Source organism: Nocardia sp. NPDC051911 (assembly GCF_040681035.1).
GTDB classification, from domain to species: Bacteria; Actinomycetota; Actinomycetes; order Mycobacteriales; family Mycobacteriaceae; genus Nocardia; species Nocardia sichangensis.
The window spans coordinates 43,149-67,753 of record NZ_JBFAXY010000037.1 but is presented as its reverse complement, the minus strand read 5'-3'; the positions used below and the strand labels follow the sequence as shown (position 1 = coordinate 67,753).

22 protein-coding genes and 1 riboswitch are annotated in these 24,605 nt (G+C 71.3%); of the genes, 2 read left to right on the top strand and 20 right to left on the bottom strand.

Annotation, left to right across the window (positions count from 1 at the left end):
- Positions 1 to 27: 27 nt before the first annotated feature.
- Positions 28 to 1,611, bottom strand: a complete 1,584-nt coding sequence (crtI, locus tag AB0L97_RS32640; RefSeq protein WP_364437191.1) for a phytoene desaturase family protein — start codon at positions 1,609 to 1,611, stop codon at positions 28 to 30.
- Between the two features lie 22 nt (positions 1,612 to 1,633).
- Positions 1,634 to 2,716, bottom strand: coding sequence for a polyprenyl synthetase family protein (locus tag AB0L97_RS32635; protein WP_355079689.1), 1,083 nt, complete (start codon positions 2,714 to 2,716; stop codon positions 1,634 to 1,636).
- A 236-nt stretch (positions 2,717 to 2,952) separates the two neighbouring features.
- On the opposite strand from AB0L97_RS32635, the gene AB0L97_RS32630 reads away from it, so the two are divergent.
- The gene (locus tag AB0L97_RS32630) at positions 2,953 to 3,954 is read left to right on the top strand and encodes a methylenetetrahydrofolate reductase (RefSeq protein WP_364437188.1); all 1,002 of its coding nucleotides are present in this window, start codon (positions 2,953 to 2,955) and stop codon (positions 3,952 to 3,954) included.
- Positions 3,955 to 4,372: 418 nt separating this feature from the next.
- Here the strand turns inward: AB0L97_RS32630 and AB0L97_RS32625 are convergent, their stop codons facing one another.
- The 14 genes from AB0L97_RS32625 to AB0L97_RS32560 all read right to left on the bottom strand — a co-directional run bounded on the left by AB0L97_RS32625 (position 4,373) and on the right by AB0L97_RS32560 (position 18,896).
- On the bottom strand, positions 4,373 to 5,530 hold the full coding sequence (locus AB0L97_RS32625) for an LLM class flavin-dependent oxidoreductase (protein WP_355079600.1): 1,158 nt from the start codon (positions 5,528 to 5,530) through the stop codon (positions 4,373 to 4,375).
- The gene (locus AB0L97_RS32620; protein ID WP_364437184.1) at positions 5,527 to 6,333 is read right to left on the bottom strand and encodes a DUF1684 domain-containing protein; all 807 of its coding nucleotides are present in this window, start codon (positions 6,331 to 6,333) and stop codon (positions 5,527 to 5,529) included. The genes AB0L97_RS32625 and AB0L97_RS32620 overlap by 4 nt, the downstream gene beginning before the upstream one ends.
- On the bottom strand, positions 6,330 to 7,700 hold the full coding sequence (locus tag AB0L97_RS32615) for an NtaA/DmoA family FMN-dependent monooxygenase (RefSeq protein WP_364437181.1): 1,371 nt from the start codon (positions 7,698 to 7,700) through the stop codon (positions 6,330 to 6,332). Before AB0L97_RS32615 ends, AB0L97_RS32620 begins: the two co-directional genes overlap by 4 nt.
- Positions 7,697 to 8,830 carry an LLM class flavin-dependent oxidoreductase gene (locus AB0L97_RS32610; protein ID WP_364437178.1) on the bottom strand — a complete coding sequence of 378 codons (1,134 nt, stop codon included), beginning with the start codon at positions 8,828 to 8,830 and terminating at the stop codon, positions 7,697 to 7,699. Before AB0L97_RS32610 ends, AB0L97_RS32615 begins: the two co-directional genes overlap by 4 nt.
- Positions 8,830 to 9,162, bottom strand: coding sequence for a hypothetical protein (locus tag AB0L97_RS32605; RefSeq protein WP_355079607.1), 333 nt, complete (start codon positions 9,160 to 9,162; stop codon positions 8,830 to 8,832). Before AB0L97_RS32605 ends, AB0L97_RS32610 begins: the two co-directional genes overlap by 1 nt.
- A gap of 176 nt (positions 9,163 to 9,338) precedes the next feature.
- Positions 9,339 to 10,961 carry an ABC transporter ATP-binding protein gene (locus AB0L97_RS32600; protein ID WP_364437175.1) on the bottom strand — a complete coding sequence of 541 codons (1,623 nt, stop codon included), beginning with the start codon at positions 10,959 to 10,961 and terminating at the stop codon, positions 9,339 to 9,341.
- Entirely contained in the window at positions 10,958 to 11,797 is an 840-nt protein-coding gene (locus tag AB0L97_RS32595) for an ABC transporter permease (protein WP_364437234.1), read from the bottom strand. Before AB0L97_RS32595 ends, AB0L97_RS32600 begins: the two co-directional genes overlap by 4 nt.
- Before the next feature lie 101 nt (positions 11,798 to 11,898).
- Positions 11,899 to 12,903 (bottom strand): ABC transporter permease, encoded by a 1,005-nt coding sequence (locus AB0L97_RS32590; protein WP_364437172.1) that lies wholly within the window; start codon positions 12,901 to 12,903, stop codon positions 11,899 to 11,901.
- Between the two features lie 2 nt (positions 12,904 to 12,905).
- A complete protein-coding gene (locus AB0L97_RS32585) occupies positions 12,906 to 14,525 on the bottom strand; it encodes an ABC transporter substrate-binding protein (protein WP_355079613.1) in 1,620 nt (539 codons plus the stop codon).
- Positions 14,522 to 15,634, bottom strand: coding sequence for an LLM class flavin-dependent oxidoreductase (locus AB0L97_RS32580; protein WP_364437168.1), 1,113 nt, complete (start codon positions 15,632 to 15,634; stop codon positions 14,522 to 14,524). The genes AB0L97_RS32585 and AB0L97_RS32580 overlap by 4 nt, the downstream gene beginning before the upstream one ends.
- On the bottom strand, positions 15,631 to 16,146 hold the full coding sequence (locus AB0L97_RS32575) for a GNAT family N-acetyltransferase (RefSeq protein WP_364437165.1): 516 nt from the start codon (positions 16,144 to 16,146) through the stop codon (positions 15,631 to 15,633). Before AB0L97_RS32575 ends, AB0L97_RS32580 begins: the two co-directional genes overlap by 4 nt.
- A gap of 4 nt (positions 16,147 to 16,150) precedes the next feature.
- The gene (locus AB0L97_RS32570; RefSeq protein ID WP_355079619.1) at positions 16,151 to 17,110 is read right to left on the bottom strand and encodes an ABC transporter substrate-binding protein; all 960 of its coding nucleotides are present in this window, start codon (positions 17,108 to 17,110) and stop codon (positions 16,151 to 16,153) included.
- A gap of 14 nt (positions 17,111 to 17,124) precedes the next feature.
- Complete coding sequence (locus AB0L97_RS32565) at positions 17,125 to 17,892, bottom strand: amino acid ABC transporter ATP-binding protein (protein ID WP_355079621.1); 768 nt, start codon at positions 17,890 to 17,892, stop codon at positions 17,125 to 17,127.
- Positions 17,889 to 18,896 (bottom strand): amino acid ABC transporter permease, encoded by a 1,008-nt coding sequence (locus tag AB0L97_RS32560; RefSeq protein WP_364437162.1) that lies wholly within the window; start codon positions 18,894 to 18,896, stop codon positions 17,889 to 17,891. The genes AB0L97_RS32565 and AB0L97_RS32560 overlap by 4 nt, the downstream gene beginning before the upstream one ends.
- A 27-nt stretch (positions 18,897 to 18,923) precedes the next feature.
- Positions 18,924 to 19,017: riboswitch (SAM riboswitch) on the bottom strand.
- A gap of 385 nt (positions 19,018 to 19,402) precedes the next feature.
- On the opposite strand from AB0L97_RS32560, the gene AB0L97_RS32555 reads away from it, so the two are divergent.
- On the top strand, positions 19,403 to 20,110 hold the full coding sequence (locus tag AB0L97_RS32555; protein WP_355079624.1) for a hypothetical protein: 708 nt from the start codon (positions 19,403 to 19,405) through the stop codon (positions 20,108 to 20,110).
- 26 nt (positions 20,111 to 20,136) lie between these two features.
- Here the strand turns inward: AB0L97_RS32555 and AB0L97_RS32550 are convergent, their stop codons facing one another.
- The 4 genes from AB0L97_RS32550 to AB0L97_RS32535 form a co-directional block, all read right to left on the bottom strand.
- A complete protein-coding gene (locus AB0L97_RS32550; protein WP_364437158.1) occupies positions 20,137 to 21,303 on the bottom strand; it encodes a glycosyltransferase family 2 protein in 1,167 nt (388 codons plus the stop codon).
- 35 nt (positions 21,304 to 21,338) lie between these two features.
- Entirely contained in the window at positions 21,339 to 22,007 is a 669-nt protein-coding gene (locus AB0L97_RS32545) for a DUF3153 domain-containing protein (protein WP_355079693.1), read from the bottom strand.
- A gap of 194 nt (positions 22,008 to 22,201) precedes the next feature.
- Positions 22,202 to 23,053 (bottom strand): carotenoid biosynthesis protein, encoded by an 852-nt coding sequence (locus tag AB0L97_RS32540; protein WP_364437155.1) that lies wholly within the window; start codon positions 23,051 to 23,053, stop codon positions 22,202 to 22,204.
- Positions 23,038 to 24,603, bottom strand: a complete 1,566-nt coding sequence (locus AB0L97_RS32535; protein ID WP_364437152.1) for an NAD(P)/FAD-dependent oxidoreductase — start codon at positions 24,601 to 24,603, stop codon at positions 23,038 to 23,040. Before AB0L97_RS32535 ends, AB0L97_RS32540 begins: the two co-directional genes overlap by 16 nt.
- Between the last annotated feature and the right edge of the window lie 2 nt (positions 24,604 to 24,605).

Below are 24,605 nucleotides of genomic sequence, written 5' to 3'. Positions count from 1 at the left end.
CCGCGAGCGAATAGGTCGGCGCTTAGTTTACGGCGTCGCCTCGAACACTATCCGGCTGGTGCGCGGGGTTCCAGGCGAAGTGGGCGCGATCGCGCGGGCAATACGGTTTGCCGCCAGTTTTCCGGAGAGCAGGGCGGTCGGCACGCCCACACCAGGAGTGGTGCCGCAACCAGCGATAACCACATTGTCGCTGGAACGCGGGAAATTGCTCGGCCTGAAGGGACCGGTCTGGCGGAAGAGGTGAGCGGCGGAGAACGGTGTGCCCGCGAGCATGCCGCGGTCGAGCCACGTCCGCGGTGTGTCGAGCCGGTCGACGGCGAAATGCTCGGCGATGCCCCGATAACCGCGCGCTTCCAGCACGGCGAGCAGCTCGCGGAGATAGGCGGGGCCGAGACGCGGCCAGTCCAGCGGCGCCGCCGAAAGATTCGGGCACGGCGCCAGCAGGGAGAACGGCTCGTGACGTCCGTCTGCGCGTTCGATGAACAGGCTCGGATCGGTCAGCGCGGGCCGGGTCAGCAGCAGCGAGGGGTCGCTCATCAGCCTGCCGTGGCCCCGGCGGGCCGTGATCTCGGCGAATGTTCGATCCCAGGCCTGCCCGAACTCGATGGTGTGGTGGGCCTGCACCGGCCAGTCCGCCGCGACGGCGGCGGGGACGGTGCCGTGCGCGACGACCGCCGACGGCGAAGCGCGCAGCCCGCGCCGGGGCCGCACGCCGAGCCGGTCGAGCGAGCCGAGATCTGCGGTGAGCACCAGCGCGTCACAGTCGAACGAACGCCCGTCGGCGGTGCGAGCGCGCCGGGCGCGGCGGTCCGCGTAGTCGATCCCGACCACTTCGGCGTTCAGTTCCAGCGTGCCGCCCGCCTCGGTGAACGCCTGCGCCAGCGCAGCGGCGATCGCCCGCATCCCGCCCTCGGGGAAATACACGCCGAGCGAGGTGTCCATGTGCGGGATCGCGCCGTACACGGCGAGCGCCCGCGCGGGCGGCATGCCCGCGTAGAGCGCCTGGAAGGTGAACAGTCGCGCCAGGCGCGGGTCCCGCAGGAACCCGCGCACCCGGGGACCGAGCCTGCCGAAGCCGCCGAGTCGCACCAATTCGGCCAGGGCGCGGCGCTTCTCGGGGACGCGCACCATATCCAGCGGCGAGTCGAAGTTGGTGTCCATGAACTCGGTGAACTCGGCCGCGTAGATCCGCGCCAGCCAGGCGCGCAGCCGCCGGTATCCCCGTGCCTCGGCCGGGCCGCAGGCCCGCTCGACTTCCGCGGCCATCGCGTCCGGATCGGCGAAGACCCTGATCTCGGCGCCGTCGGCGAACCGGGCGTGATAGCCAGGAGCCAGCCGGTGGATGCGCAGCGGGGGCACGCAGGTCTCCGGGGCGCGGCCGACGGCGGCGAGCGCGTCGGTGATCAGTTCGGGCAGCGTGAGGACGGTGGCGCCGGAATCGATGTCGTAGTCGGCGCCCCGGTAGCGTCCGACCCGGCCACCGGGGTGGTCGGCCCGCTCGAGCAGCGTCACCGTGCGACCCGCACCGGTCAGATACAGGGCGGCCGAAAGCCCGGCCAGTCCCGCACCGACCACCACGACGCGATCGGTCGGTCCCGCAACGGTTCTCATCGGAGTCTCCTCGCCGTGGCGCTCACGCGGCACGCTTGGTGGCGGCCAGCGCCATGGCGCGCAGCCGTTCCTTGGCCGCGGGCGTCGCCGAGCTGGCCTCGATGGCCGCCAGGCCGGTGTCGGTGAGTTCGGTGATGCGGCGCTCCACTTCGTCGACCGCGCCGAGTTCGACCAGCAGAGCGCGCAGCCGCTGCACCTGCTCCGCGCTCAGGTCGGTGCCGATGCTCGAGCGCAGCAGCGCGGCCGCGGCGGGATCGGCGTCGTCGGCGCGTCGCAGCGCTTCGGCCAGCAGCACGGTGCGCTTGCCCTCGCGCAGGTCGTCGCCGGAGGGCTTGCCGGTGACCGCCGGATCGCCGAACACGCCGAGCAGGTCGTCGCGCAGCTGGAAGGCGATCCCGATCGCGGTGCCGAACTCGCGGTAGGCCTCGATCAGCTCCTGACCAGCGGCGGCGATCGCGGCGCCGAGATGCAGCGGGCGTTCGACGGTGTAGGCGGCGGTCTTGTAGCGGTTGATCCGCAGCGCGGCCTCGACCGATTCGTCGCCGCCCGCCTCGCCGCTGATGTCGAGCAGCTGGCCGCCGAGCACCTCGGTGCGCATGTCGGCCCACACCGGCGCGAACCGGGCGATGGCCGCGGGGGCGAGGCCGGACGCGTGCACCATGTCATCGGCCCAGGACAGCGCCAGATCTCCGATCAGGATGGCCACGCTGGCGCCGAAGTGCGCCGAGTCGCCGGACCATCCGCGGTCGCGGTGGCGCTGCTCGAAGTCGACGTGCACGGTGGGGAATCGGCGGCGGGTGCGGGAGGAGTCGATGATGTCGTCGTGGACCAGCGCGCACGCCTGGACGAGCTCGAGCGCGGAGCACGCGGTGAGCACCGCGGCGGCGTCGGGGGCGTGCGGATCGCCGCCCGCTCCGAGCCAGCCGGTCCACGCGAACGCCGGCCGGGTGCGTTTCCCGCCGCGGAGCACGAACTGCTCGAGTGCGTCGGTGGCCTCGACGAAGACCGGCCCGAGGCGCTCGGTCGTCGAGCGGCGGGTGGCGAAGAAATGGGTCAGGGCGTCTTCCACGGCGGTGACGAAGGCGGGGGTGCCCGGCTGCGGCACCGCTGGGCGCGGCGTCTGAGTACCGGTTGCGGCGGACAGAGGAGCCTCCAAGGTCGTGCGGATGGTGGACGCACGGGGTCGCGGAGGGTGCCCGGGCGCTGCGGATGATTCGGGGCCGAGCGAGGGGCGGTCGCGCGTGTCGCTCGGCGTGGCGAACAACTCGCCCGATGCGAAGAATACGCGGAGGGTCCGAGCGACCCGACAGGGCCGCCACCGGCCACCTCTACACTGAACCGGTGACTTTCGACAACGTGCGGGGCGGCTCGACCCCTGGCCGGGCGTCCCGGACGCACCCGAACGTCTCCGCCACACCGTCGGTCGTGGAGAGTCTGCGGGCGCACGCGGGGCACGCGGTGCCGTTCTCCGTGGAGTTCAATCCGCCGCGCGACGCCGCCGCCGAAGCGCGGCTGTGGCGCGCCGTCCGGCAGTTCGAGTGCATGCACCCCGCGTTCGTATCGATGACCTACGGCGCGGGCGGTTCCACTCGCGACCGCACTGTCCGCGTGACCGGGCAGCTGGCGCAGGAGACGACGCTGCTGCCGGTCGCGCACCTGACCGCGGTGGAGCACAGCGTCGCGGAGCTGCGCTCGCTGGTCGGCGCGTACGCCGACTCGGGCATCCGCAACATCCTGGTGCTGCGCGGCGACCCGCCCGGTGACCCCCTCGGCGAGTGGCACAAGCATCCCGACGGCGTCTCCTACGCCGAGGAGCTGGTGCGCATCGTGCGCGACCTCGGCGATTTCCACGTCGGCGTGGCCTCCTTCCCGCAGGGCCACCACCGCTCGCCGGACCTGGCGACCGACACCGCGTTCCTGGCCGCGAAACTGCGTGCGGGAGCGGAGTATTCGATCACCCAGATGTTCTTCGACGTCGAGCACTATCTGCGTCTGCGCGATCGCCTCGTCGCGCTCGACCCGATCGAGGGCGCGAAGCCGATCATTCCGGAGCTGATGCCCATCACGTCGCTGCGCACGGTGCAGCGCGCCGAGGAGCTGTGTGGCAGGCCGCTGCCCGCCGCCGTGCTGAACCGGCTGCGCAAGGCGGCGGGCGACGACGGTGAGGAGAACGCCGCGGCGGTGCGCGCGGCGGGCATCGAGATCGCCACCGAGATCGCCCAGCGGCTGATCGACGAGGGCGCGCCCTGCCTGCATTTCATCACGCTCAATTTCGCCAAGGCGACCAGTGAGGTACTGACCAACCTCGGTTACGGCGTCACGGCTACTCCGGTCAGCGCCTGACCGCGCACGGGGTCCTCTGATCACGGCGCGTCGAGCCGGCGGTGTTCAGCGGTGCGCGTACGGGTGGTCGTCCGGAATGCGTGTCGAGTCGAACGGCCGATCACCGGTCGGGCGGTCGTCCGGAACGTGCGCGTCGAGCCGAGTGGGCGATCACCGGTCGGGCGAGTGTCCGGAACACGCGTCGGGCCGAATCGGCGTTCAGTGGTAGCGGGCGGTGCTCCGGTGCCGGTGCGGCCGAGCCGAGTCGGCGATCACCGGTCTGGTGAGTATCCGGAACACGCGTCGAGCCGAGTCGGCGTTCAGCGGTAGCGCGCGGTGCCGGTGCCGGTGCGGCCAGCCGGACGCCGATCGACGGAACCCGGGCGAGATGATCCCGGAGTCTGCCGGTGCGCACGAGGACGCACCGGCAGGGCCCTGGTCAGGCGGCGCGAGCCGCGCGCAGTCCCCATGCCTCGGCGAGCAGCCGATACGATTCCAGGCGATCGGCGTGCTGATGAGTGATCGTGGTGACGAGCAACTCGTCCGCCCCGCTGACGCGTTGCAGCGCGGCGAGCCGTTCCGCGACCGTGCCGGGTGATCCCACGAACTGGGTGGCAAGGCGGTCGTCGACCAGACGCCGCTGCTCCGCGGTGAGCGGCGCGATGGTCGCCGGATCGGGATAGTCGGCCGCTCCCGCCCCGCTGCGGATGCTGTGCACCCAGTGACCGTAACTGGCGGCCAGCCGCTGTGCGGTCGCGTCGTCCTCGGCCACGACCACGTCCGCGGAGATCACCACGTACGGCTCGGCCGAGTCGGCGGACGGGCGGAACGCCGCGCGATACGCCTCGATCGCGTCCAGCGCGGTGCCCGGCGAGACGTGATAGGCCGCGGCGAACGGCAGCCCCAGCCGCCCGGCCAGCTCCGCGCTCTCGCCGCCGGTACTGCCGAACAGCCACAGCCGTACCTGTGCGTTCTCACCGGGAACAGCGTGCAGCGCAACGCCTTCCGGGCTGACGAAACTACCGGCCAACAGGGCGCGCACCTCGCCGATCTGCTCGGCGAAATCCAGCGGCTCCGCGCCGCGCTGCTGCAACGCGCCCACCGAGGCGATGAATTTCGACCGGTCCAGGATGCGGCCCGGGTCGAACGGCGGCGGAACGACCACGCCGTCGCGGATCTCGGTGCGCCCGGTCACCGCGTCGACCACCGGTTTACCGCCCTTGTTGCGCCCGGCTTCGGCCCCGAACTGGCTGCGCCGATGACCCGACCGGCCCAGCCCCAGGTCGAGCCGGCCCGGGTACAGCGCGTCGATCGTGCCGAACGCCTCCACGATCGAGGCCGAGGTGTGATGACCTACCTGCACGGCCGCCGAACCCACGCGGATGCGCTTGGTGGCCGCGGCGACCAAGCCGATCAGGGTGATCGAGGAGGAACTGGCCACCCTGACGAAGTGGTGCTCGGCCAGCCAGTACCGGTGGTAGCCCCACTGTTCGGCGTGCTGGGCCAGATCGACGGTGTTGCGCAGCGCCTGCTGCGCGGTGGAGCCCGCGCTGATCGGGGACAGGTCCAGGATCGATAGGGGAACGGACCCGCTCATGCCGCACGCCCCTGCCGCGGATCCTGCTCGCCCGCTTCGATGGCCACGCGCAGCCGGTTCTGCGCGGGCGCCACCGGGCAGGTCGCGAAATCGGTGAACGCGCACGGCAGATTCGCCGCGCGGTTGAAGTCCAGCACCACCGTGCCGTCCGCCTCCGGTGCGCCCACGGTCAGTGACCGTGCGGCCGGGTAGGTCGTCACACCGCTGGTCGCGTCGGTGAACAGCACGCGCAGGTCGTTCCGGTCGCCGAACGCGACGACCCGCTCGGTCACCTCGCCGATGCGGAATTCGATGGTGCCCGCGGCGTTGTGGTGGTGTTCGAGTCCCTCGATCACCGCGCCGGTGACCACGGTCCGCTGTTCCTCGAACGGGGTGAACCGCCCGGAGAGCACCCAGCGTGGATCGGGTCGATACGACGGGATGCCCTCGAAGGTGAGCAGGGCGGGGGAGGCCGGGTCGTGCACCCGGACGGCGTAGCGACCTGTGCGGCGGATCACCTCGAGCACCCGGCGCTCCTGCCGGACGTGCAGTCCGTGCGCGCCTTCGGCGGGGGTGACGATCTGCACGCCGGCGATGCCGAGCCCGTCATACTCCAGCCGGTCGGCGGGCTGGGCGGTGATGAACACCTTCTCGTCGGTGACCCACCAGGTGCCGGGGACATCCGGCAGCCGCTCGGGGCGGTCGGTGAGCCAGTGCAGCCCGGTCAGGCTGAGAAAGCCGAGCGGGTCGCGCAACTGGTCCTCGCGCGCGTGGTGCCAGCGCGCCCACTCGGTCTCGAAAACGCTGGTGATGCTGGTGGTCATGACGCTATGGCTCCTTCGTGGGCGGTGGTGCGACGGTGGGGATGGCGCAGGCCGAGGTGGTCGCGCAAGGTGGTTCCGGCGTACTCGGTGCGGAAGCTGCCGCGCTCCTGGAGTTCCGGGACGACCCGGTCGACGAACTCGTCGAGCCCGTGCGGGGTGAGGTGCGGGACCAGGATGAATCCGTCGGCGGCGTCGGATTGCACATAGGTGTCGATCTGCTCGGCGACCGACGCGGGCGTGCCGATGAACTGCTGGCGCGCGGTGACCTCGATGATCAGCTCCCGGATGCTGAGCCCGCCCGCTTCCGCCTTGGCCCGCCAAGCCTCGGCGACCGCCCGGGGGTCCTTGGCGTGCCGTACGCGGCCGCGGGTGACGGTGACGTCGTCGGCGGGCTCGACCTCCGGCAGCGGGCCGTCCGGGTCGTAGCCGGAGAGGTCGCGGCCCCAGACCTGCTCGAGGAAGGCGATCGCGGTCTGCGGACCGACCTGCTGCAGGCGGATGTGCCGGGCGCGCTCCTCGGCTTCGGCCTCGGTGTCTCCGAGGACGAAGGTGGCGGCCGGGAGGATCTTCAGCTCGTCGGGGGTGCGCCCGTATTTGGCCAGGCGGCCCTTGAGGTCGGCGTAGAAGCGCTGCCCGTCCGCCAGGGTGCCGTGGCCGGTGAAGATCGCGTCGGCCGTGGCCGCGCCGAATTCCCGGCCGTCGTCGGAGTCGCCCGCCTGCAGCAGCACCGGGTGGCCTTGCGGGCTCGGCGGGAGCACGAATCGGGCGGCGATGTCGAATTGCGTTCCGCGATGCCGGGTTTCCGGGATGTCGCGGGCGAACACCCCGGCCTCCCGATCGACGACCAGGTAGTCCGCGGCCCAACTGTCCCACAACGCCCGGGTCACCTCGACGGTCTCGGCCGCGCGGCGGTAGCGCTGCCCGTGCTCGAGATAGCCGCCGCGCCGGAAGTTCGCACCGGTGAACGCGTCGGAGGAGGTCACGACGTTCCAGGCCGCGCGCCCGCCGGAGAGGTGGTCGAGCGAGGCGAATTGCTTGGCCAGCTCGAACGGTTCGTTGTAGGTGCTGTTGATGGTGCCGGCAAGGCCGAGCTTCTCGGTCACCCCGGCCAGCGCGTTGAGCACGGTGAAGGTGTCCGGCCTGCCCACGACGTCCAGATCGTGGATGCGGCCGAGGTGTTCGCGCAGACGCAGTCCTTCGGCGAGGAAGAAGAAGTCGAACAGGCCGCGCTCGGCGGTCCGCGCCAGATGCTCGAACGACGCGAAATCGATCTGGCTGCCCGACTCGGGATCGCTCCAGACGGTGGTGTTGTTCACGCCGGGGAAGTGGGCGGCGAGGTGGACGGGCTTGCGGGGCTTGTCGGTCACGACAGCGTGCCTTCCGTGCTGGTGGCGTAGCGGCTCGCCGGGCGGGGCAGGCCGAGGCGAGCGCGTAAAGTGCCCGCGGGCAGCGGTTTCCGGTCCAGTGCGGGCAGCTGGCGCACGGCGGCGGGAAGCGCGAGGGGGCGCAGGACCACGCCGTCGGCGGCCTCGGCGGCGGCCACGTCCGCGAGCAGTTCACGCAGCGTCGCGGTGGTCCCGACGTGGCGCAGGGCGGTCGGCGCGGGGGTGCGGACCGGGTCGGCCCAGCTGTCCAGAGTGTGGACATCCACGCGTGCCGTGTCCGGGGAGTCCGCCAGATGGATGTCCAGATCCAGCAGCACCTGCACGCTGTCGGGGTCGCGTCCCGCGGCCGTCAGCGCGGCACGCACTTCGGTGCGCCGCGTCCGTGCCGCGTCGAGATCCGCCGCGTCGATCCGGATCAGGTCGGCGCGGCGCAGCGCGACCTCGGTGTCGGCCGCGCCGTCTGCGCGCACCGCGACGATCGGCTGACCCTGGGGCGAGCGCGGAGTGATCGATGGCCCCTTCACCGCGAAGTTGTCGCCGGTGAAGTCGATGTAGTGCAGTTTGTCCCGGTCGACGAAGCGGCCGGTCGCGGCGTCGCGGATCTCCGCGTCGTCCTCCCAGCTGTCCCACAGCCGGGTGACGACATCGATCGCCTCGTCGGCCTCGTGCCACAGCGCGGCCGTCTCCTGTGCCGGTTTGCGTCCGAACGCCCGCGCCTGCTCGTCTCCTTCGGAAACGGTGACCTCCCAGCCCGCCCGGCCAAGCGTGGCGAAATCCAGGCTCTGGAACGCCTTCGCCAGATGGAACGGCTCGGTGTGGGTGACCGGCGCCTGCGGGATCAGGCCGACGCGGTGAGTGGCGGCGGCGACGCGGGCGGCGATCGCGACCGCGTCGAGCCTGCCCCGGGTGGCGCCGGGGCCGCCGGGCTGCAAGCCGAACGAGTCGGGCAGGAACACCGCGTCGACGCCCGCCCGCTCGGCCGCGACGATCAGATCGACCCAGTACCGCCCGGTGAACAGGTCTTCGGCGCGTGAGTCGGCACGCCGCCAGGACGCGGGGTGCGCGCCGGTCCCCGCCGCCTCGACGGCGAGGAAGAGGCCGGAATCCGTCATCAGGCCGTGCCCTCCGCGTCGATCTGCTGCCGCAGCGCCGGGTGCGTGCCCGCTCCTGCGACATCGGGGGCCGAGAACAACGCCTGCTGCCACAGCGCGGCGCGTATGCCGGGCGAGGAGCGGACGACGCGGCGGTCCCGCTCGGCGCGGACCGGTGCGACCGCGTGGACCCGCGCGTTACCGGAGATCTCGGCGGCGCGCGGGGCGCGCAGGCGGGTGCGCCACCAGCGGGCCGGGTCGGCTTCGAAGGCGGCGGGGTCGGCTGGAACGTCCGGCGCGGCGGCCGGTTCGGCGTCGGCGTCGGGCTTCCGGTTGAAGGCGGAGTACACCATCAGGGCGATCCTTTTCGGTCGGTGCCACCATGTGCTCGGCTTGTGGCCGGTGGTGGGCTCCGGTGAGCGGGGAGGGGTAATCGCGGAGGACGAGACGGCGGGTTCCGGGCGGCTGCGGCACGGAACCCAGCGCCGCCGGTTCAGCACGCGGCTGTGGCGGTAGGTCGGATTCGGCATCAGGACGCGCCTTTCGCCAGGGCGGGCGCCGGTATGGCCGACAACAGTTCACGGGTGTACTCGTGGCGCGGATCGCCGAAGATCTCGGCGGTGCGGCCGGATTCGACGATGCGGCCGTGCCGCAGCACCGCGACGTGATCGCTGATGCGGCGCACCACAGCCAGATCGTGCGAGATGAACAGGTAGCTCAGCGACAACTCGGCCTGCAGCCGGTCGAGCAATCCGAGAATCTGCGCCTGCACCGAGGCGTCCAGCGCGGAGACCGGTTCGTCGAGCACCAGCAGTTCCGGATGCAGCGCCAGCGCCCGGGCGATGGCGACGCGCTGACGCTGTCCCCCGGACAACTCGGCGGGCCTGCGCTGGGCGAAACCGGGCGGGAGCGCGACCTGCGCGAGCAGTTCCGCCACGCGGTCGCGGCGCTGCGCGCGGTTCCCGATGCCGAACGCGCGCAACGGTTCCTCGACGATCGCACCGACCCGCCAACGCGGATCCAGTGAGGCGTAGGGGTTCTGGTACACCACCTGGAAGCGTTTGCGCAGTGCGCGCAGCCGCGACCCGCGGGCCCGCGACAGCGACTGCCCGTCGAAGGTGACCTCGCCGCGGTCGGGTTCGGTGAGCCGCAGCGCGATCCGCGCGGTGGTGGACTTGCCCGATCCGGATTCGCCGACCAGCGAGAGGGTCTCGCCGCGACCGAGTTCGAAACCGACGCCGGCCACCGCCGTCACGCTGTCGCCCCCGTGCGCCCGGAAGGTCTTGTGCACCTCGCGCAAGACCAGTAGCGGCTCGCCCGTCCTGGGCTTGGGCTCGCGGTAGCCGTCGGCGGGCGCGAGGCTGGGTGAGGCGGCGAGCAGGCGCTTGGTGTACGGGTGGTGCGGCGTGGCCAGCAGTTCGGCGGTGGCGCCGCTTTCCACCACCTCGCCGCCGTTGAGCACGACCAGGCGGTCCGCGCGTTCGGCGGCGACGGCCAGATCGTGGGTGATCAGCAGCACCGCCGTGCCGCGCGCCGCGATCTGCTCGGCGAGCCGATCCAGTACCCGGCGCGCGACGGTCGCGTCGAGCGCGCTGGTCGGCTCGTCGGCGATGACCAGGTCCGGTGCGCAGGCCAGCGCCGAGGCGATCAGCACCCGCTGGCGCTGCCCGCCGGAAAGCTCGTGCGGGTACTGGGTGGCCCGTAGTTCGGGCCGGTCCAGTCCGGCGTCGGTCAGCAGCTCGATCGCCCGCGCCCGTGCCGCTTTGCGGTCGGCCAGTCCGTGTACCAGCAGCGATTCGGCGACTTGGTCGCCGATTCGCCGGACCGGATTCAGCGACAGCCCGGGGTCCTGCGGGACGAAGCCGATGCGCGCTCCCCGCAGCCGCCGCAGCGCGCGTTCGGAGCCGGTGTCGACCACGGCGCCGTCGAAGGTCACGGTGCCACCCGCGATCTCGGCGTTCGCGCCGAGCAGGCCGATCACGGCGTGGGCGAGCGTGGACTTGCCGGAACCGGACTCGCCGACCAGCGCCACCACCTCGCCGCGGGCCACGGTGAGTGACACACCGTCGAGCGCGGTGACCGGGCCGGTGTCCGAGCGGTAACGAACCCGCAGGTCCTCGACGTGCAGCAGTGGAGATGCCGGGGCGCTCACGCGCGTTCTCCCTTCCCGATCGCGCGGCCGAGGCGCTGCGCGGCGAGCACGACGGCGATGATGACGAGACCGGGCAGGGTGGTCATCCACCACGCGGTCGCGAGATAGTTGCGGCCCTCGGAGATCAGCGTGCCCCACTCGGGCGTGGGCGGCTTCGCGCCGTAGCCGAGGAAGCTCAGCGCCGACACGGCCAGCACCGCCATGCCGAATTCCACCGCGGCCAAGGCGAGTACGGGCTGGATGGAATTGGGCAGCACGTGCCTGGCCAGCACCGTGTACCAGCGTGCGCCCGCGGCGTGGGCGGCCTCCACGTACACCGCCTGGCGCACCCGCAGCACTTCCGATCGCATCACGCGGGCGAAATTGGCCACCAGCGAAATGCCCACCGCCAGCGCTACGTTGCGGGTGCCGAAGCCGAGCGCGGTGACCAGCGCGAGCGACAGCAGCAGCGAGGGCACCGACAGCAGCACGTCGACCAGCCGCATGACGATGGCGTCCACCACGCCGCCGACCGCGCCGGACAACAGCCCGAGCAGCGCCCCGGCGACCAGCGCTATGCCCACCGCGGCCAGGGTGGCGGTCAGCGAGAGCCCGGCGCCGTGCACCATCCGGGTGTACAGATCGCGCCCGAGATTATCGGTGCCGAACCAGTGTCGAGCGCTCGGGCTCTGCAACTTCTGCGCGGGCACGCCGGTCAGCGGGTCGCCACCGGCGAAGACCGACGGCGCCAGCGCCCACCCCACGGCGAGCAGCGCGACGGCGCCCGCCACCAGCAGTCCGGCATTGCCGCGCAGAGTCTTCCACCGCACGGCCGGTCGTCGCAGACCGGTCAGCACCGCTGCGCGCTGTTCCTCGGTGACGTCAACCACGGGTCCGTACCCCCTCGGCGAGTGGTGCGCCGAGCAGGAGCCCGGCGTTACGAATGACGGGAGCGTGGTCAGGCACGGACGATCGCCTCCTCGGCGGTCTCGGCGGCGGTCTGCTCGGACTCGCCGCGCACACCGCGAGAGCGGGCGGCGATGCGCGGGTCGAGCAGCGGATACAGCAGGTCCACCGCCAGATTCACGCTGACGAACACCACTGAGGTGAGCAGCACGATGCCCTGCACCACGGGGATGTCCTGCGCCAGCACCGCGGTCTGGGTCAGCCGCCCGACGCCTTGGCGGGCGAAGACGGTCTCCACCACCACCGATCCGGCGAGCATGTTGCCGACCAGGACCCCCGCGATGGTGAACGCGGGCACACTGGCCGGGCGCAGCACGTGCGTGCGCCGCACCCACCAGCGCGACCCACCCTTGGCCAGGGCCACGTCGACGAACGGCTGACGCCAGGTCGTCTCCAACCCGGCGGTGAGCACTTGTGCGATGACCGCGCCGATCGGCAGGGCCAGGGTGAGTGCGGGCAGCACCGTGCCGGCGAAACCGTGTCCGCCGAATGCCGGAGCCAGCCGCAATTGGAACGAGAACACTTGCAGCAGTAGCAGTCCGGTCCAGAAGGTCGGCACCGAGACGCCGAGCGACGGCAGCGCGGCCAAAGCGTTGCGCAGCCAGGGCCGCCGGGTCTGGGTGGCCGCGAACGCCAGCGCGACGCCGCCGACGACCGCGAAGAGCAATGCGGTGCCGGTCAATTCGAGCGTGGCGGGCAGCGCGTCACCGATCGCGCCGGTGACCGGCTGCCCGGTCGCGATGGAATGCCCGAGGTCGCCGCGCACGGCGTGCCCGAGCGCGGTCGAATACTGTTCCCACAGCGGCCGATCCAGCCCGTAGCGGGCCTGCATCTCGGCGATGGCGGCCTTGTCCACCGGCGTGCCTGCGCCGCCGCCGTCGGCCGCGATCGAGATCGGGTCGGCGGGTAGCAGGTACAGCACAACGAACGACAGCGTGAACGCCGCCCACAGCACCCAGATCGCCTGCAGTGCCCGCAGGGCCAGATAGCGCGCCATGACTACCGTCCGCTCAGCCAGGTGTCGAAGAACTGCAATCGGGCGGAGGCTTCGAACTTCAGATCGCGCGTGTTCGCGCTCGCGCCGATCGCCTGGGACAGCTCGACGGTCGGCAGCTGCAGTCCGGCGTCGAGCACCTGTTCCTGCGCGGTGCGGATAAGCCCGTTGCGTGTCGCGGCGTCGACGGTGCTGACCTGCCCGTTCAGCGCGTCGTCCAACGCGGGTACGGGGCCGCGCGCGTTGAGATTGCGCCCTTCGAGGCCGAAGGTGGTGCGCAGGATGTCACCGTCGGCGCGAGTGGTGTTGCCGTAGAAGGAATCGAAATCCTTGCTGCTCTGGCGCGCCGTGGCCTCCGCCGACGACACCAGGTCCAGCTTCAGCTCGACGCCGACCTGCCGCAACTGCTGCTGCACCAGTTCGAGGATCGCCTGGTTGCCCGCGAACACCTGGCTGAACAGCACCGAGAACGACAACCGCTCGCCGTTTTTCGTCCGGACGCCGTCCGCGCCGGGCAGCCACCCGGCCTGATCCAGGAGCGTGCGCGTCTTCGCCGGGTCGTAGGCCAGACGCGCGGAGAGGTCGGTGTAGCCGGGTGTGGTGCTGGCGAGTGTGCTGGTGGCGGGCTTGAATTGCGGGCCGAGCACGGTGTCGACCAGTTGCTTGCGATCGATGGCGGGCAGCAGGGCCCGGCGCACCGCCGGATCGCGCAACGGACCTCTGGTGACGTTGAGCTGCAAGCCGAACGGCACACCCGGGTTGGCGGTGCTGAGCACCCGGCCACCCGCCGCTTCGATCTGCGGAGCGTCCTGCGGCAGCGCGTCGCTGATCGCGTCCAGCTGCCCGGAGGCGAGACTGCCGGTGCGGACGCCGGATTCGGGCACCACGGTGAACTCGATCTTGTCCAGGTAGGCCTCGCCCCGATGGGCGAACACCGCCGAACCCCAGTGGTAGCCGGTCCGTTTGGCCAGCGTCACCGCGGCGTCCTGGCGGTAGGCCGCGTAGGTGAACGGTCCGCTGCCGACGTTGTCGCCGAGGCAACGCTGCTCGGCAGGCTTGGCCGTGGTCACGTCGGCCAGGATGCCGAGCGCCGCGGTCGAGGACGCCTGCAGGAACGGTGCGTTGGGCTTGCTGAACTCGACCCGGGCGGTGAGCCGGTCCACAGCCGTGGTCCCGACGTAGCCGGTGAGGTAGCTGCTGCCCAGCGGCGCCTTGCCCGAGCCGATCTTCACTACCGAATCGAACGTGTTGCGCACCGATTCGGCGGTGAGCGGCGTGCCGTCGCTGAAGGTGACGCCGTCGACGAGGTGGAAGGTGAAGACCTTCGCGTCGGGGCTCGTCTCCCAGCTCTGCGCCAGCCACGGCTTCAGCTCGCCGGTGGCCGGGTCCTGGTCGGTCAGCGAATCCACGATCTGCCGGGCGACGTACAGCGTCTGATTGGTGCCCGCCTGGGCGGGATCCGAGCAGGTCGGTGCCTGCGACAGGCCGTAGCGCAGTACACCGCCCGGCTGGGGCGGGCCCGCGTCGCCGCCGGGCGCGGCCGAATCACTGCCGCAGGCGGCCACGGTGGTGGCCGCGGCGAGCGCGCCGGCCAGCGCGACGATTCGGTGACGGGTTCGGATCACGGGGCAACTCCAGATACTTCGGGGCGGGGGAGCTCCTCGCCCTGGTCGGGGTCGGTATCGGCGACACCGGTCGCCAACGGTCGGCTGGGGATGCGGCGGCGCAATTCCGGCGCCACCTCGGCTTGGAACAGCTCGAGGCCGTCCAGGTACTGCCGCTCGGGGCGGCCGTCGCGTTCGGCGGACAGGTGGATCACCTCGTGGCCGAGGTGCTCGTGCTGGCGGCCGACCTTGTCGATCACCTGCTCCGGGCTGCCGATCAGCGCCGAACTGCGGGCCACGTAGTCGTCGAGGGTCTCGAACACCACCGGCAGCCCGCGTTCGCGCGCCAGCGCCAGCCGCGCTTCGAAGATCGGCGCGTAGGCCGCGAGCGCCTCCTGCGAGGTGCGCGACACCTGGAATCCGGCGGTGCCCGCGCCGACCAGCGCGTCGGCGGGGTCGTGGCCGTGGAACGCCCAGCGCTCCCGGTAGTGGCGCACCAGCTCGGCATACGGCTCGATCGGGTTGGTGACGTTCGCCGAGAACAGTGGATCACCGTGGCGCGCGGCCAGTTCCACCGATTCGCGGCTGGTGGCGCTGCCGTGCCAGATCCGGATCTTCGGCTGCCACGGCCGGGGCAATGCTTTGGCCTCGCGCAGCGGCGGACGGAAGCGCCCCGACCAGGTCACGCTGTCACCGGCCCACAGGGCGCGGAACAGTTCGTAGCCTTCGCGATTGCGGGCCCACTGGTCGTCGGGCGTGACGTGGTACAGCTGCGCCTGTGCGGCGCCGTTGCCCTTGCCGATGATCAGCTCGAGCCGCCCGCCGGACAGGTTGTCCAGCGTGGAGTAGTCCTCGAAAGCGCGCACCGGGTCGAGCAGGCTCAGCGTGGTCACCGCGGTGAACAGCGTGATCCGCGAGGTGAGGGCGGCCAGGTGGGACAGGATGACCGGCGGCGCGGCGGACAGGAACGGCTCCTCGTGCCGCTCGCCGACGGCGAACCCGTCGTAGCCCAGTTCCTCGGCCAGCCGCGCCTGGCCGACGACGTCGCGCAGGCGTTCCCGGGTGCCGGGCAGGCGGCCGGTCCGCGGGTCGGGTACCCGGGTCACCAAAGTGAACAGCAGGAACTTCACGCGATCGCTCCCAGCGCGGGCAGCTGCTTCTCGAAGGGATGCGGCCCGATCTGTTCCGCGGGCAGGTCCGGGTCGTAGAGCGCGCGGTAACCGGCGGCGAGATAGAGGCCGACCGCTTCGGGCTGACGCGGTCCGGTGGTCAGGTAGATCCGCCGGTAGCCGCGGCGCGCGATCTCGGCTTCCAGCTGCTCGAGTACGAACAGTCCGAGCCCTTGCCTGCGGTGCTCCCGCGAGGTCCAGATCCGCTTCAGCTCCGCGGTGTGCGCGTCGTAGCGCTGGAAGGCACCGCCCGCCACCGCTTCTCCGTCGCGGGTGACGACCAGCAGGGCGCCGTGCGGCGGCGCGAACGCGGTGGCCGGGTGCTCGCGCAACGAGGCGTGCACCTCGCCGGGCGTGCGACCGTAGCGGCTGCTGTACTCGAGGGCGAGTTCGGCGAGCAGGGGCGCGGCCAGGGGGTCGTCCTGGGCCACCCGGTGCACGCGCAGCGTCGGGGTCGAGAGCGGTTGTGTCATCGGCTCAGCGCTTCTTCGGCAGGCCGGGCGGGTTGATCCGCGATTCGGTGACCGTCTCGCTCTGCAGGCCCCAACGGTCGATCACCTGCTGATATGTGCCGTGCTCGATGGCGTAGGCGAGCGCGTGCTGCACGGCGGTGATCAGCCCGTTGTCCTTCTTGGTGAGCACCGCGATCTCGCCTTGCAGCGCCTCGCCCGCACCGGAGAAGGTGCCCACGATCCTGGTCTGCTTCGCGGTGGCCGCGTGGTAGATCGCCGTCGGGTTCGGGCCGAGGTAGCCGTCGAGCCGCTGCGAGGCCAGCGCCAGGTAGTAGTCGGTGGTCTGCTGGAAGTAGGCGATGTCGATCGGAGGCAGGCCCTCGGCCCGGTTCTGCTCGTTCCACTTCACCAGCAGCTGCTCCTGGTTGGTGCCGCTGCCGACCCCGATCCGCTTGCCCGCCAGGCTCGTCCGATCCTTGTATGCCAGCTTGCTCTGGATCGGCACCTCCAGCGCGACGTTGTCCTTGCGGTAGGTCGCGAAGTCGTACTTCTCCTTGCGTTCCTCGGTGACGGTGACGTTGGAGATGAACGCGTCCACCTCACCGGAGTCCACCCGCACGAAGTTCTGCGACCAATCGGCCACCTGCGCATCGAGTTTCAGGCCGAGGATGTCGGCGACCAGCGAGGCGAAGTCGATCTCCGAGCCGACCACCGTCCGGTCGTCGGTGGCGTAGAACCGCAGCGGCGGCGCTGCCCCGGACGTGCCGGTCACGACCAGCGTGCCGCGGTCGCGGATCGCCTTCGGCACCTCGGCGGCGATGGCATCGACCTTGGCGGCCCGAACGCGGCCGGACTGGGCGGGGGAGAGGTCGAAGGTGACCGAACCGGCGGGCTGCGCGGCGTTGTCCGCCTCGGGTTCGGTGCAGCCGGTGGCCAGCAGCACGACCGCGGTCGCGGCGGCGGTGACCAGGGCGGAGAACTTCATCGGATACCTGTTCGTCAACGGACTCGGGAAAGGAACGCGCGAGTGCGCGGGTGTTCGGGATGGTCGAGAACGACCGAGGGCGGGCCCTGCTCGACGATGACGCCCTCGTCGAGGAACACCACGGTGTCGGCGACCTCACGGGCGAAGCCGATCTCGTGGGTGACGATCACCAGCGCGGTGCCGCCGTGCGCCAGATCGCGGATCACGTCGAGCACTTCGCCGACCAGTTCCGGGTCCAGCGCGGAGGTGGGCTCGTCGAACAGGATCACGCGGGGGCGCAGCGCCAGCGCGCGGGCGATCGCCACCCGCTGCTGCTGCCCGCCCGACAGCCTGCGCGGATACGCGTCCGCCAGGTGCCCGATGCCGACCCGATCCAGCAGCAGGCGTGCCTCGCGCTCCACCTCGGTCCGATCGCGCCGCTGCGCGGACAGCGGTGCGAGCGTGACGTTGTCGAGCACGGTCAGATGCGGGAACAGATTGAACTGCTGGAAGACGAAGCCGATCCGGGAGCGCTGCTTGCGCACCGCGTGGTCGGGCAGCGCGTGCAAGCGGTCGCGCCGCAGCCGATATCCGATCAGCTCGCCGTCGATGTGCACGGTGCCCGCGTCCAGCGTCTCCAGATGGTTCACCACGCGCAGCAGGGTCGACTTGCCCGACCCGGACGGGCCGATCACGGCCACCACCTCGCCGGATCGCACGGTGAGATCGATGCCGCGCAACACTTCGTGCGAGCCGAAGGATTTCCGGACGCCGCGGACCTGCACGGCGGGTGTGGCGCTCATCGGGTCGCTCCGCGCGGTGCGGCGGGACCGGCCTCGGCGACCTCGCGCAGCTTCCGCCACGCGCGTTGCGGCGGCGTCGGCGGCGGCGTGCGGTGCGCGCCCTTGGCGTAGTGGCGTTCGATGTAGTACTGCGCCACCGAGAGCGCCGTGGTGAGCACGATGTACCAGACCGTCGCGACCATCAGCAGCGGCACCACCCGTCCGTTGCGCCCGTAGATGACCTGGACCTGGTAGAACAGCTCGGCGATCGCCATCACCGACACGATCGAGGTGCCCTTGAACAGGCTGATCACCTCGTTGGCCGCGTTCGGCAGGATCGAGCGCATCGCCTGCGGCACCACCACCGTGCGGAATTGCCGCAGCCGTGGAATCCCCAAGGCGGCGGCGGCTTCCAGCTGACCAGCGTCCACCGAGATGAACCCGGCCCGGATGATCTCGGCCGAATACGCCGCCTGATGCAGCGCCAAGCCGATCACGGCGGCGGTGAAACCGCTGATCACCCCGTTCACCTCGAAGGTGAACAGCGCGGGCCCGAACGGGATGCCGACCGAGAGGGTCCGATACAGGTAAGCGATGTTGAACCAGAACAGCAGCTGCACGATCAGCGGGATCGAGCGGAATGCCCAGATGTAGACCCACGCGATCACCCGCAGCACCGGGTTGTTCGACAGCCGGGCGATCGCGAGCGCGGTGCCGAGCAGAAAACCCAGCGCCGTGCCCCACGCGGTCAGCTCCAAGGTGACCCGCAGCGCCGACAGCACCGACTCGGCCGTGATGTACCGCGCGAACGTCGGCCAATCCCAGCCGGGATTGGTGGCCAGCCCGTGCACGAACTGGGCGAGCAGGATCAGCGCGACGGCACTGATCACCCAGCGCCAGGGATGCCGGGTCTTCGCGACGGTCGGCGTCGTGCCGGTCTCGGCGGGGGCCGGTGTTCCGGTCGGGTCCGGTTCGGTCGGCGCGGCGGCCTCGGGGGCGGCGTCCGGCGCGGTGGACGCGCTCATGACGGGTCCTCGATGATCACTTCGGTTCCTCCATCGGTCCCGGCGGAAGCACCCGCACCCGGTGACCGGGGGGTTGCTGCGACGTCGACGAGCCAGGTCTCTCGGTCGCTCTGGATGGTTGGCGCCGACCCCCCTTCAGCGGATGTCAGGGGCGAGCCGAATCATGATGCCCAGCAAGGGAAGCCTGGAACAAGAGAAGTAATCACCGTGAGCGTAGATCTTGTCGACGCCGATTCATCGGATCTTTGTAGTAACCGGGCGTGCGCTGCTCTGCCGAGGGCGAGGTGAGTTTCCGCGCTTCGCCGATCCAGGGCGCGTGGCGCCGGACTGGGATGGTCCGATGCAGCATACGGCTATCGCCGACGCGGGGGAACGCCGGTGGGCGACGCGGAGGTCCGTTCCGGGCAAACAGGACTCGCCACGAAATTGCTGTGTGCAATCTCGGCTGCTGATTGCGTTTGCCGGAGTACTGTCCCCCTCGATCGTTCCGCCGATGAGGAGGTTTCGTGACCATATTGCGCCGTCTGACCCAGTTGTCCGCTGTCGCGACCAGTTCGATCGCCTTCGTGCTCGCCGGGCCGGGGGTCGCGTTCGCGGCTCCGGATGCCACGATTCCCGCGTTTCCCGAGGACTCCGTGCCGATCGCCGCCCCCGGTGACCTGTTCGGCGCGTATCAAGCCGCGCTCGACGCGTTGCGCGCGCTCGGTATCCAGCCGTTCGCGTACCCGAGCGCGTCGGCGTTCTGCCTCGACAACACCACGGCCGGTCTGGCGCCCGCCGTGGCAGGCGCCATTCCGGGGCCGTGGCCGAAGACCACCGTCCAGATTCCCGGCCAGGACCTCAGCGCCGTCAAGGCCGGGCAGGCCATGTTCACCTTCGTGCCCTACGGGCTCGGACCGGACGGCCCGAATACCGCCGGAATGCAGGTGAGCTGGCTGAATCTGAGTACCGGTCGCAGCGGCACCGCCGCCATGGGGCCGCTGCCCGAGGTCGCGCGTTCGATGGTTCCCGCGGCCGTTCCGCCGGACCAGCGGCCCGCGGCCGAGCAGGCGATCCGGGACTTCCTCGTCGCGTCCCTCCCGATGGGCGGGGTGCGCGCGGTCCCGGTGGACACCGGGAAGGGCACCGTGCTCGCCGCGATGTTCGGCACGGTGCAGAACGGCGCCAAGTCCTGCTTCTTCCTGCCGACGGTGGGAATCACCCCGGTGCCATGAGATTTCCGTCACCGCGGCACGGCTGCTCAGGGAAGCGGCCGACCTTTCCAGCGCGCCGTGCCGCGGCGACGGGCCAGGTGTGACCGCACCCACAAAAGCAGATACACCGCCACCGACACCGGATGCGCGACGGCGGCAGGCAGATCCGAAGGTTTCAGCGGGCCGCCGGTTTCGGTCGAGCGGGCCAGCAGTCGCCCGGCGACGGCGGCGAGCCAGCCGGCCAGGCCCGCCCGGCGGTGCGCCCCGCGGCCGAACACCGCCACTGCGGGCGGCACCCAATAGGCAAGGGCGGCAACCAGTCCCACCGCCGCTCCACCCGTTATCGTGCCGTCGTAGGCCGACCAGAGCCAGCGGGAGTAGCCCGCGTCCAATTCCGCGGCGTCGCGATACATCCTGGTGCGGGCCAGCGGTCCCGCGGCCACCAGAACCGTGGAATGACCGGCTCGCCGCAGCGTACGGGCGATGTCGAGGTCTTCGGTGACGCTTCCGGCCACCGCCGTGTGGCCGCCCACCGAGCGGTACGCGGCGTTGTCGAACACGAGGAACTGCCCGCAGGCCACCGCCGTGGCGGGCCGCAGGCTCCGGTCGACCGCGGTGACCGGCAGCGTCGAGGCCCACGACCAGCACAGCAGGGGCTGCACCAGCGCCTCCGCCACCGAGCCTGCCACCTGCAGCGGCCAGGGGGAGACCAACGCGGCGCGTCGTTCGCGCAGCGCGCCGACCGCCGCCGCGAGCGCCGTCGGGGCCAGCCGCACGTCGGCGTCCAAGAAGATCAGCACCGGCGTCGACACCTCCTCGGCCAGCCGGACGCAGGCGGCGGCTTTTCCGGTCCAGCCGGGGACCGGATCGGACTCACTGTGCAGCAAGGTGAAACGCGGGTCGCCGTCGATCGCCGCGCGGGCCGCGGCGCCGGTGTCGTCGGTGGACGCGTCATCGAGGACGCGTACCGCCATGCGCGGCACGCCCACCTGGGCGCGCAGGTCGCCGATCAGCTCGGGTAGCCGGTCGGCCTCGTCGCGCGCCGGGATACAGACCGTGACCGGTTCGATCACCGTCGTCGGGGTGTTCGTCAACCGCCGTACGGTGATCCGGTTGTACAGCGCGATGCCCGCGCCCAACACGGCGACCGCGGCGGCGAAGGACGGCAGGATCGAGTTCGCGCGCAACGTCTTCGGCAGGTCGGCACTCACCATGTGGGCCACGCTATCGCGGCACACCGACCTGTCGCTCAGCGATTCTGCGTCACCGAGCGCCACCAGCGGCTGAGCGAGAAGCCGACCTCCGGCGCGCCGGGCGCGGCGGGGTTGCGGTCCATGTACGCCATGGCCGCGACGATGGCGGCCACCGCGAGCGTGATGCCGCCCGCGATGCCCGCCCAGCCCGCGAACGAGCGGGTGTTCGGGTCGGCGTAACTGACCTCGGCGCGCAATGTGGAGACATCGCCGGGCGGCAGCTTCCAGGAGACGACGTTGTCGCCCTCGCGGCTGCCGTTGGTCTTTGCGACGCGGGCCGGGAACGCGATGGTGAACTGCACGTCCGAGCCGTGCGGCGGCACCGATTTCAGATCGACCCGCCCGCTCAGGCTGACCAGGTCGCCGGTGCGCTGGAATTGCAACTGGAACATGCCCTGGGTCTGCTCGGACAGCCCGCCGAGCTGCTGCACCTCGCCGAACGACAGATCCTCGAAGAAGACCTGGCTGCCCATATATCCGTCCTGGGCGTACGGCTCCACCCGCACCTTGGCGGCCAGTGTCTCGGGCGCCTTCAGCTGCGGGCCCTTGTCCCCGGCGTCGGCGGGCACCACGGCGGCGACGATCCGTCCGGACACCCGGTCGTTGGACGAGACCCCCATCGAAACCTGGACCCGCAGGCACGCTGCGAGCATCGGGACCAGCATCGCCGCGAGCAGGACGACCGAAGCGGCACGCGCGGCACGGCGTGGGACCCGCCGCAGCGGGCGATCCGGGGTATCGAGCTTCGTGGTGACGGGACTCGGCTGCACGGGTGACATCGTGCCAGGCCGTCCGCCCGGAATGAAACGCGCCACTCATCGCGCGCGTCGGCGCGCCGAGTGCGGGGAATCACGCCGGGTCAGCGGCGCGCGCGAGCCAGGACGACGAGCAGGGGAACACCGAGCACACCCATACCGGCGAAACCGTATCCGGCCGACGGCAGGAGACCGAGGAACACCGCGTGGGCCAGCGCCGACCCCAGCCAGGTCCACAGGAAGAAGGCCACCGGTACGGCGACCGCGATCGCGCGGCCACCCGGTCGCGCTACCCGTACGGGATCCGGAGCCGCTCGCTCCCAGAGCGCCAGCAAGCAGCCCATCACGAGCGCGACAGCGAACCAGCCCAGGTAGTTGGTCACCGGAATCAGGTCCAGCCCGGGCAGGCCGGAGTGGGTGTCACACCAGGCCCACTGCCCGTCGGTCACCATCTGCGAATCCAGGAAAAGATCCCAGCCCACCGCGCCCACCGCCGTCGCGAGGACCCGCGTGACCGTGTGCCGTGACAACAACCCGGCCACCACCCACACCGGATACATCCCGCCGGTCCAGGCCAGCGGGACGAGCAGCGGGACCGTGAGCAGAGCGGGCCCGAGCCGGTCGGTCGCGTACTCGTAGCAGCCGAACGGTATGCCGGTCGCGGTACCGATCACCTCGGCGGTGAGCCCGACGCCGGAGACGATGATCAGGAAACCGACGGCATAGCGCAACCCCCTGGTCGCGGTCGCGTGCGCCAGCGCGGCGGCGGCGGAGAGCAGCACGACCGCGACGGTGACACGGTCGCGCGCACCACCCGCGGCGAGTGGGTAACCGATCTGCGCGATGATCGTCAGCACGATCAAGGCGAGTGGCAGCAGAAAACGCGCGGAGCGGTATCGGAACCGTTCTGTCGCCTCGGGCGGCAGTAAGCCCGAATCCGTCATCTTCGCAGCCACCGCGACAACCTGGGCCGGTTCAGGTCGCGCAGCGCGAGTGCGGCGGCCGTCCGTCCGCTGGCGCCGGAGACGCCGCCGCCGGGATGGGTGGACGCGCCCGTCAGATACAGTCCCGGCGCGCCGGGCACCCGCTGCCCCGCCAGCTCTGGCAGCGGACGCCACAGCATCATCTGGTCCAGCGACATCTCCACGTGCATCACGTTGCCGCCGACGAGCCCGAGTTCGCGCTCCAGGTCCACGGGTGTCTGTACGTGTCTGCGCAGCACCGTCTCCGCGAAACCGGGCGCGTAGGAATCGACTTCGGCGATGATCCGGTCGCCTTCCCGCTGCGCGAGGCCGGCCCAGTCCGCCCCGGAGGCCGGTCGGTACGGGTGCCATTGCGCCCACAGCGACAACTGGTGCTCGCCGGGCGGCGCGATGGTCGGATCCACGGCGCTGAAGCTCATGGCCAGCACGACCGGTCGCGGCGGGAGGTCACCCGCCAGCGCCGCGCCGTGCGCACGACGCAACTGCGCGCGATCGGACACCAGCAATTGCAGGCCGCGGGCGGAGTGATCGATCGGACTGCCGGGATAACGGGGGAGCGCCGAAGTGGCGGCCCGCACCACCATCCCGATCCCGGGACCGACGCGGATGCGCGTGCGCCAGTCGTCGAGCACCGCGCCGTCGAAGCCGCCGTCGCGGAGCAGGTCCAGAGTGGTCAGCACGTGGCAGCCCGCGATCACGGTGCTCGCGCGCAACTCTCGGCCCGAGGCGGTGCGCACCCGCCAGCGGTCCTCGTCGCGACGCAGGGCGGACACCGCGTCGCCCGCGGTCACCACCCCGCCGTCGGACCGCAGCCGCGCCACCAGCGCGGTGGTCAGCGCCCCGCTGCCGCCGACCGCGCGCCCCGGCGGCAGCGTGTGCATGAGCGCGGCGAAGCCGACCATCGGCGCCGTGCCCGGCTCCGACATCGGCGGCCCGGACTGCGCGCCGAACCAGGCCAGCGACGCCTTCAACCGTTCGTCCTCGAAGAACGCGTCCAGCAGGGCGTCGCCGGATTGCAGGAACTCGCGCGAGAGTGCGCTGCCGCCGTTCCTCGCGTCCAGTCCCCAGAACGACCGCACCAGCCTGCCCGGCGTAGGTGCGCCGCCGAACGCCCGCATCACCCTGGCGCTGCGCGGACCCCACATCCGGACGAACCGGCGGTAGGCGTCCGCGTCCCGCGGGCCGCAAGCCGCGGCGATGGAGGCGCAGGTCGCATCCAGGTCGCGATGGAACACCAGGGCGGGGCGATCCGCGTGCGCGGGCGTGAAACCCCATGGGTCGCAGTCGATGTACCGCAGGCCGAAACGGTCGAGTTCGAGGTCCTCGACGATACCGGTGTGGCGGATCATGATGTGCGCCGACGAGCCGCGATCGACCCGGTGGCCGGGGAATCGCTCGACCGTCGACACCGCTCCGCCGAGGACCTCGTCGCGTTCGAGCACTTCGACCTCGTGCCCGGCGCGGGCGAGGTAGCACGCGGCCACCAAGGCGTTGTGGCCCGAGCCGACGACGATCACCGTCACGT

Coding starts and splice junctions, on each gene's coding strand:
- AB0L97_RS32550 (WP_364437158.1), bottom strand. CDS start 21,303: ATGGTGAGTGCCGACCTGCCGAAGACGTTGCGCGCGAACTCGATCCTG.
- AB0L97_RS32560 (WP_364437162.1), bottom strand. CDS start 18,896: ATGAGCGCGTCCACCGCGCCGGACGCCGCCCCCGAGGCCGCCGCGCCG.
- AB0L97_RS32565 (WP_355079621.1), bottom strand. CDS start 17,892: ATGAGCGCCACACCCGCCGTGCAGGTCCGCGGCGTCCGGAAATCCTTC.
- AB0L97_RS32620 (WP_364437184.1), bottom strand. CDS start 6,333: ATGACCACCAGCATCACCAGCGTTTTCGAGACCGAGTGGGCGCGCTGG.
- AB0L97_RS32605 (WP_355079607.1), bottom strand. CDS start 9,162: ATGGTGTACTCCGCCTTCAACCGGAAGCCCGACGCCGACGCCGAACCG.
- crtI (WP_364437191.1), bottom strand. CDS start 1,611: ATGAGAACCGTTGCGGGACCGACCGATCGCGTCGTGGTGGTCGGTGCG.
- AB0L97_RS32625 (WP_355079600.1), bottom strand. CDS start 5,530: ATGAGCGGGTCCGTTCCCCTATCGATCCTGGACCTGTCCCCGATCAGC.
- AB0L97_RS32545 (WP_355079693.1), bottom strand. CDS start 22,007: ATGCTGGTCCCGATGCTCGCAGCGTGCCTGCGGGTCCAGGTTTCGATG.
- AB0L97_RS32610 (WP_364437178.1), bottom strand. CDS start 8,830: ATGACGGATTCCGGCCTCTTCCTCGCCGTCGAGGCGGCGGGGACCGGC.
- AB0L97_RS32575 (WP_364437165.1), bottom strand. CDS start 16,146: ATGACACAACCGCTCTCGACCCCGACGCTGCGCGTGCACCGGGTGGCC.
- AB0L97_RS32590 (WP_364437172.1), bottom strand. CDS start 12,903: ATGGCGCGCTATCTGGCCCTGCGGGCACTGCAGGCGATCTGGGTGCTG.
- AB0L97_RS32570 (WP_355079619.1), bottom strand. CDS start 17,110: ATGAAGTTCTCCGCCCTGGTCACCGCCGCCGCGACCGCGGTCGTGCTG.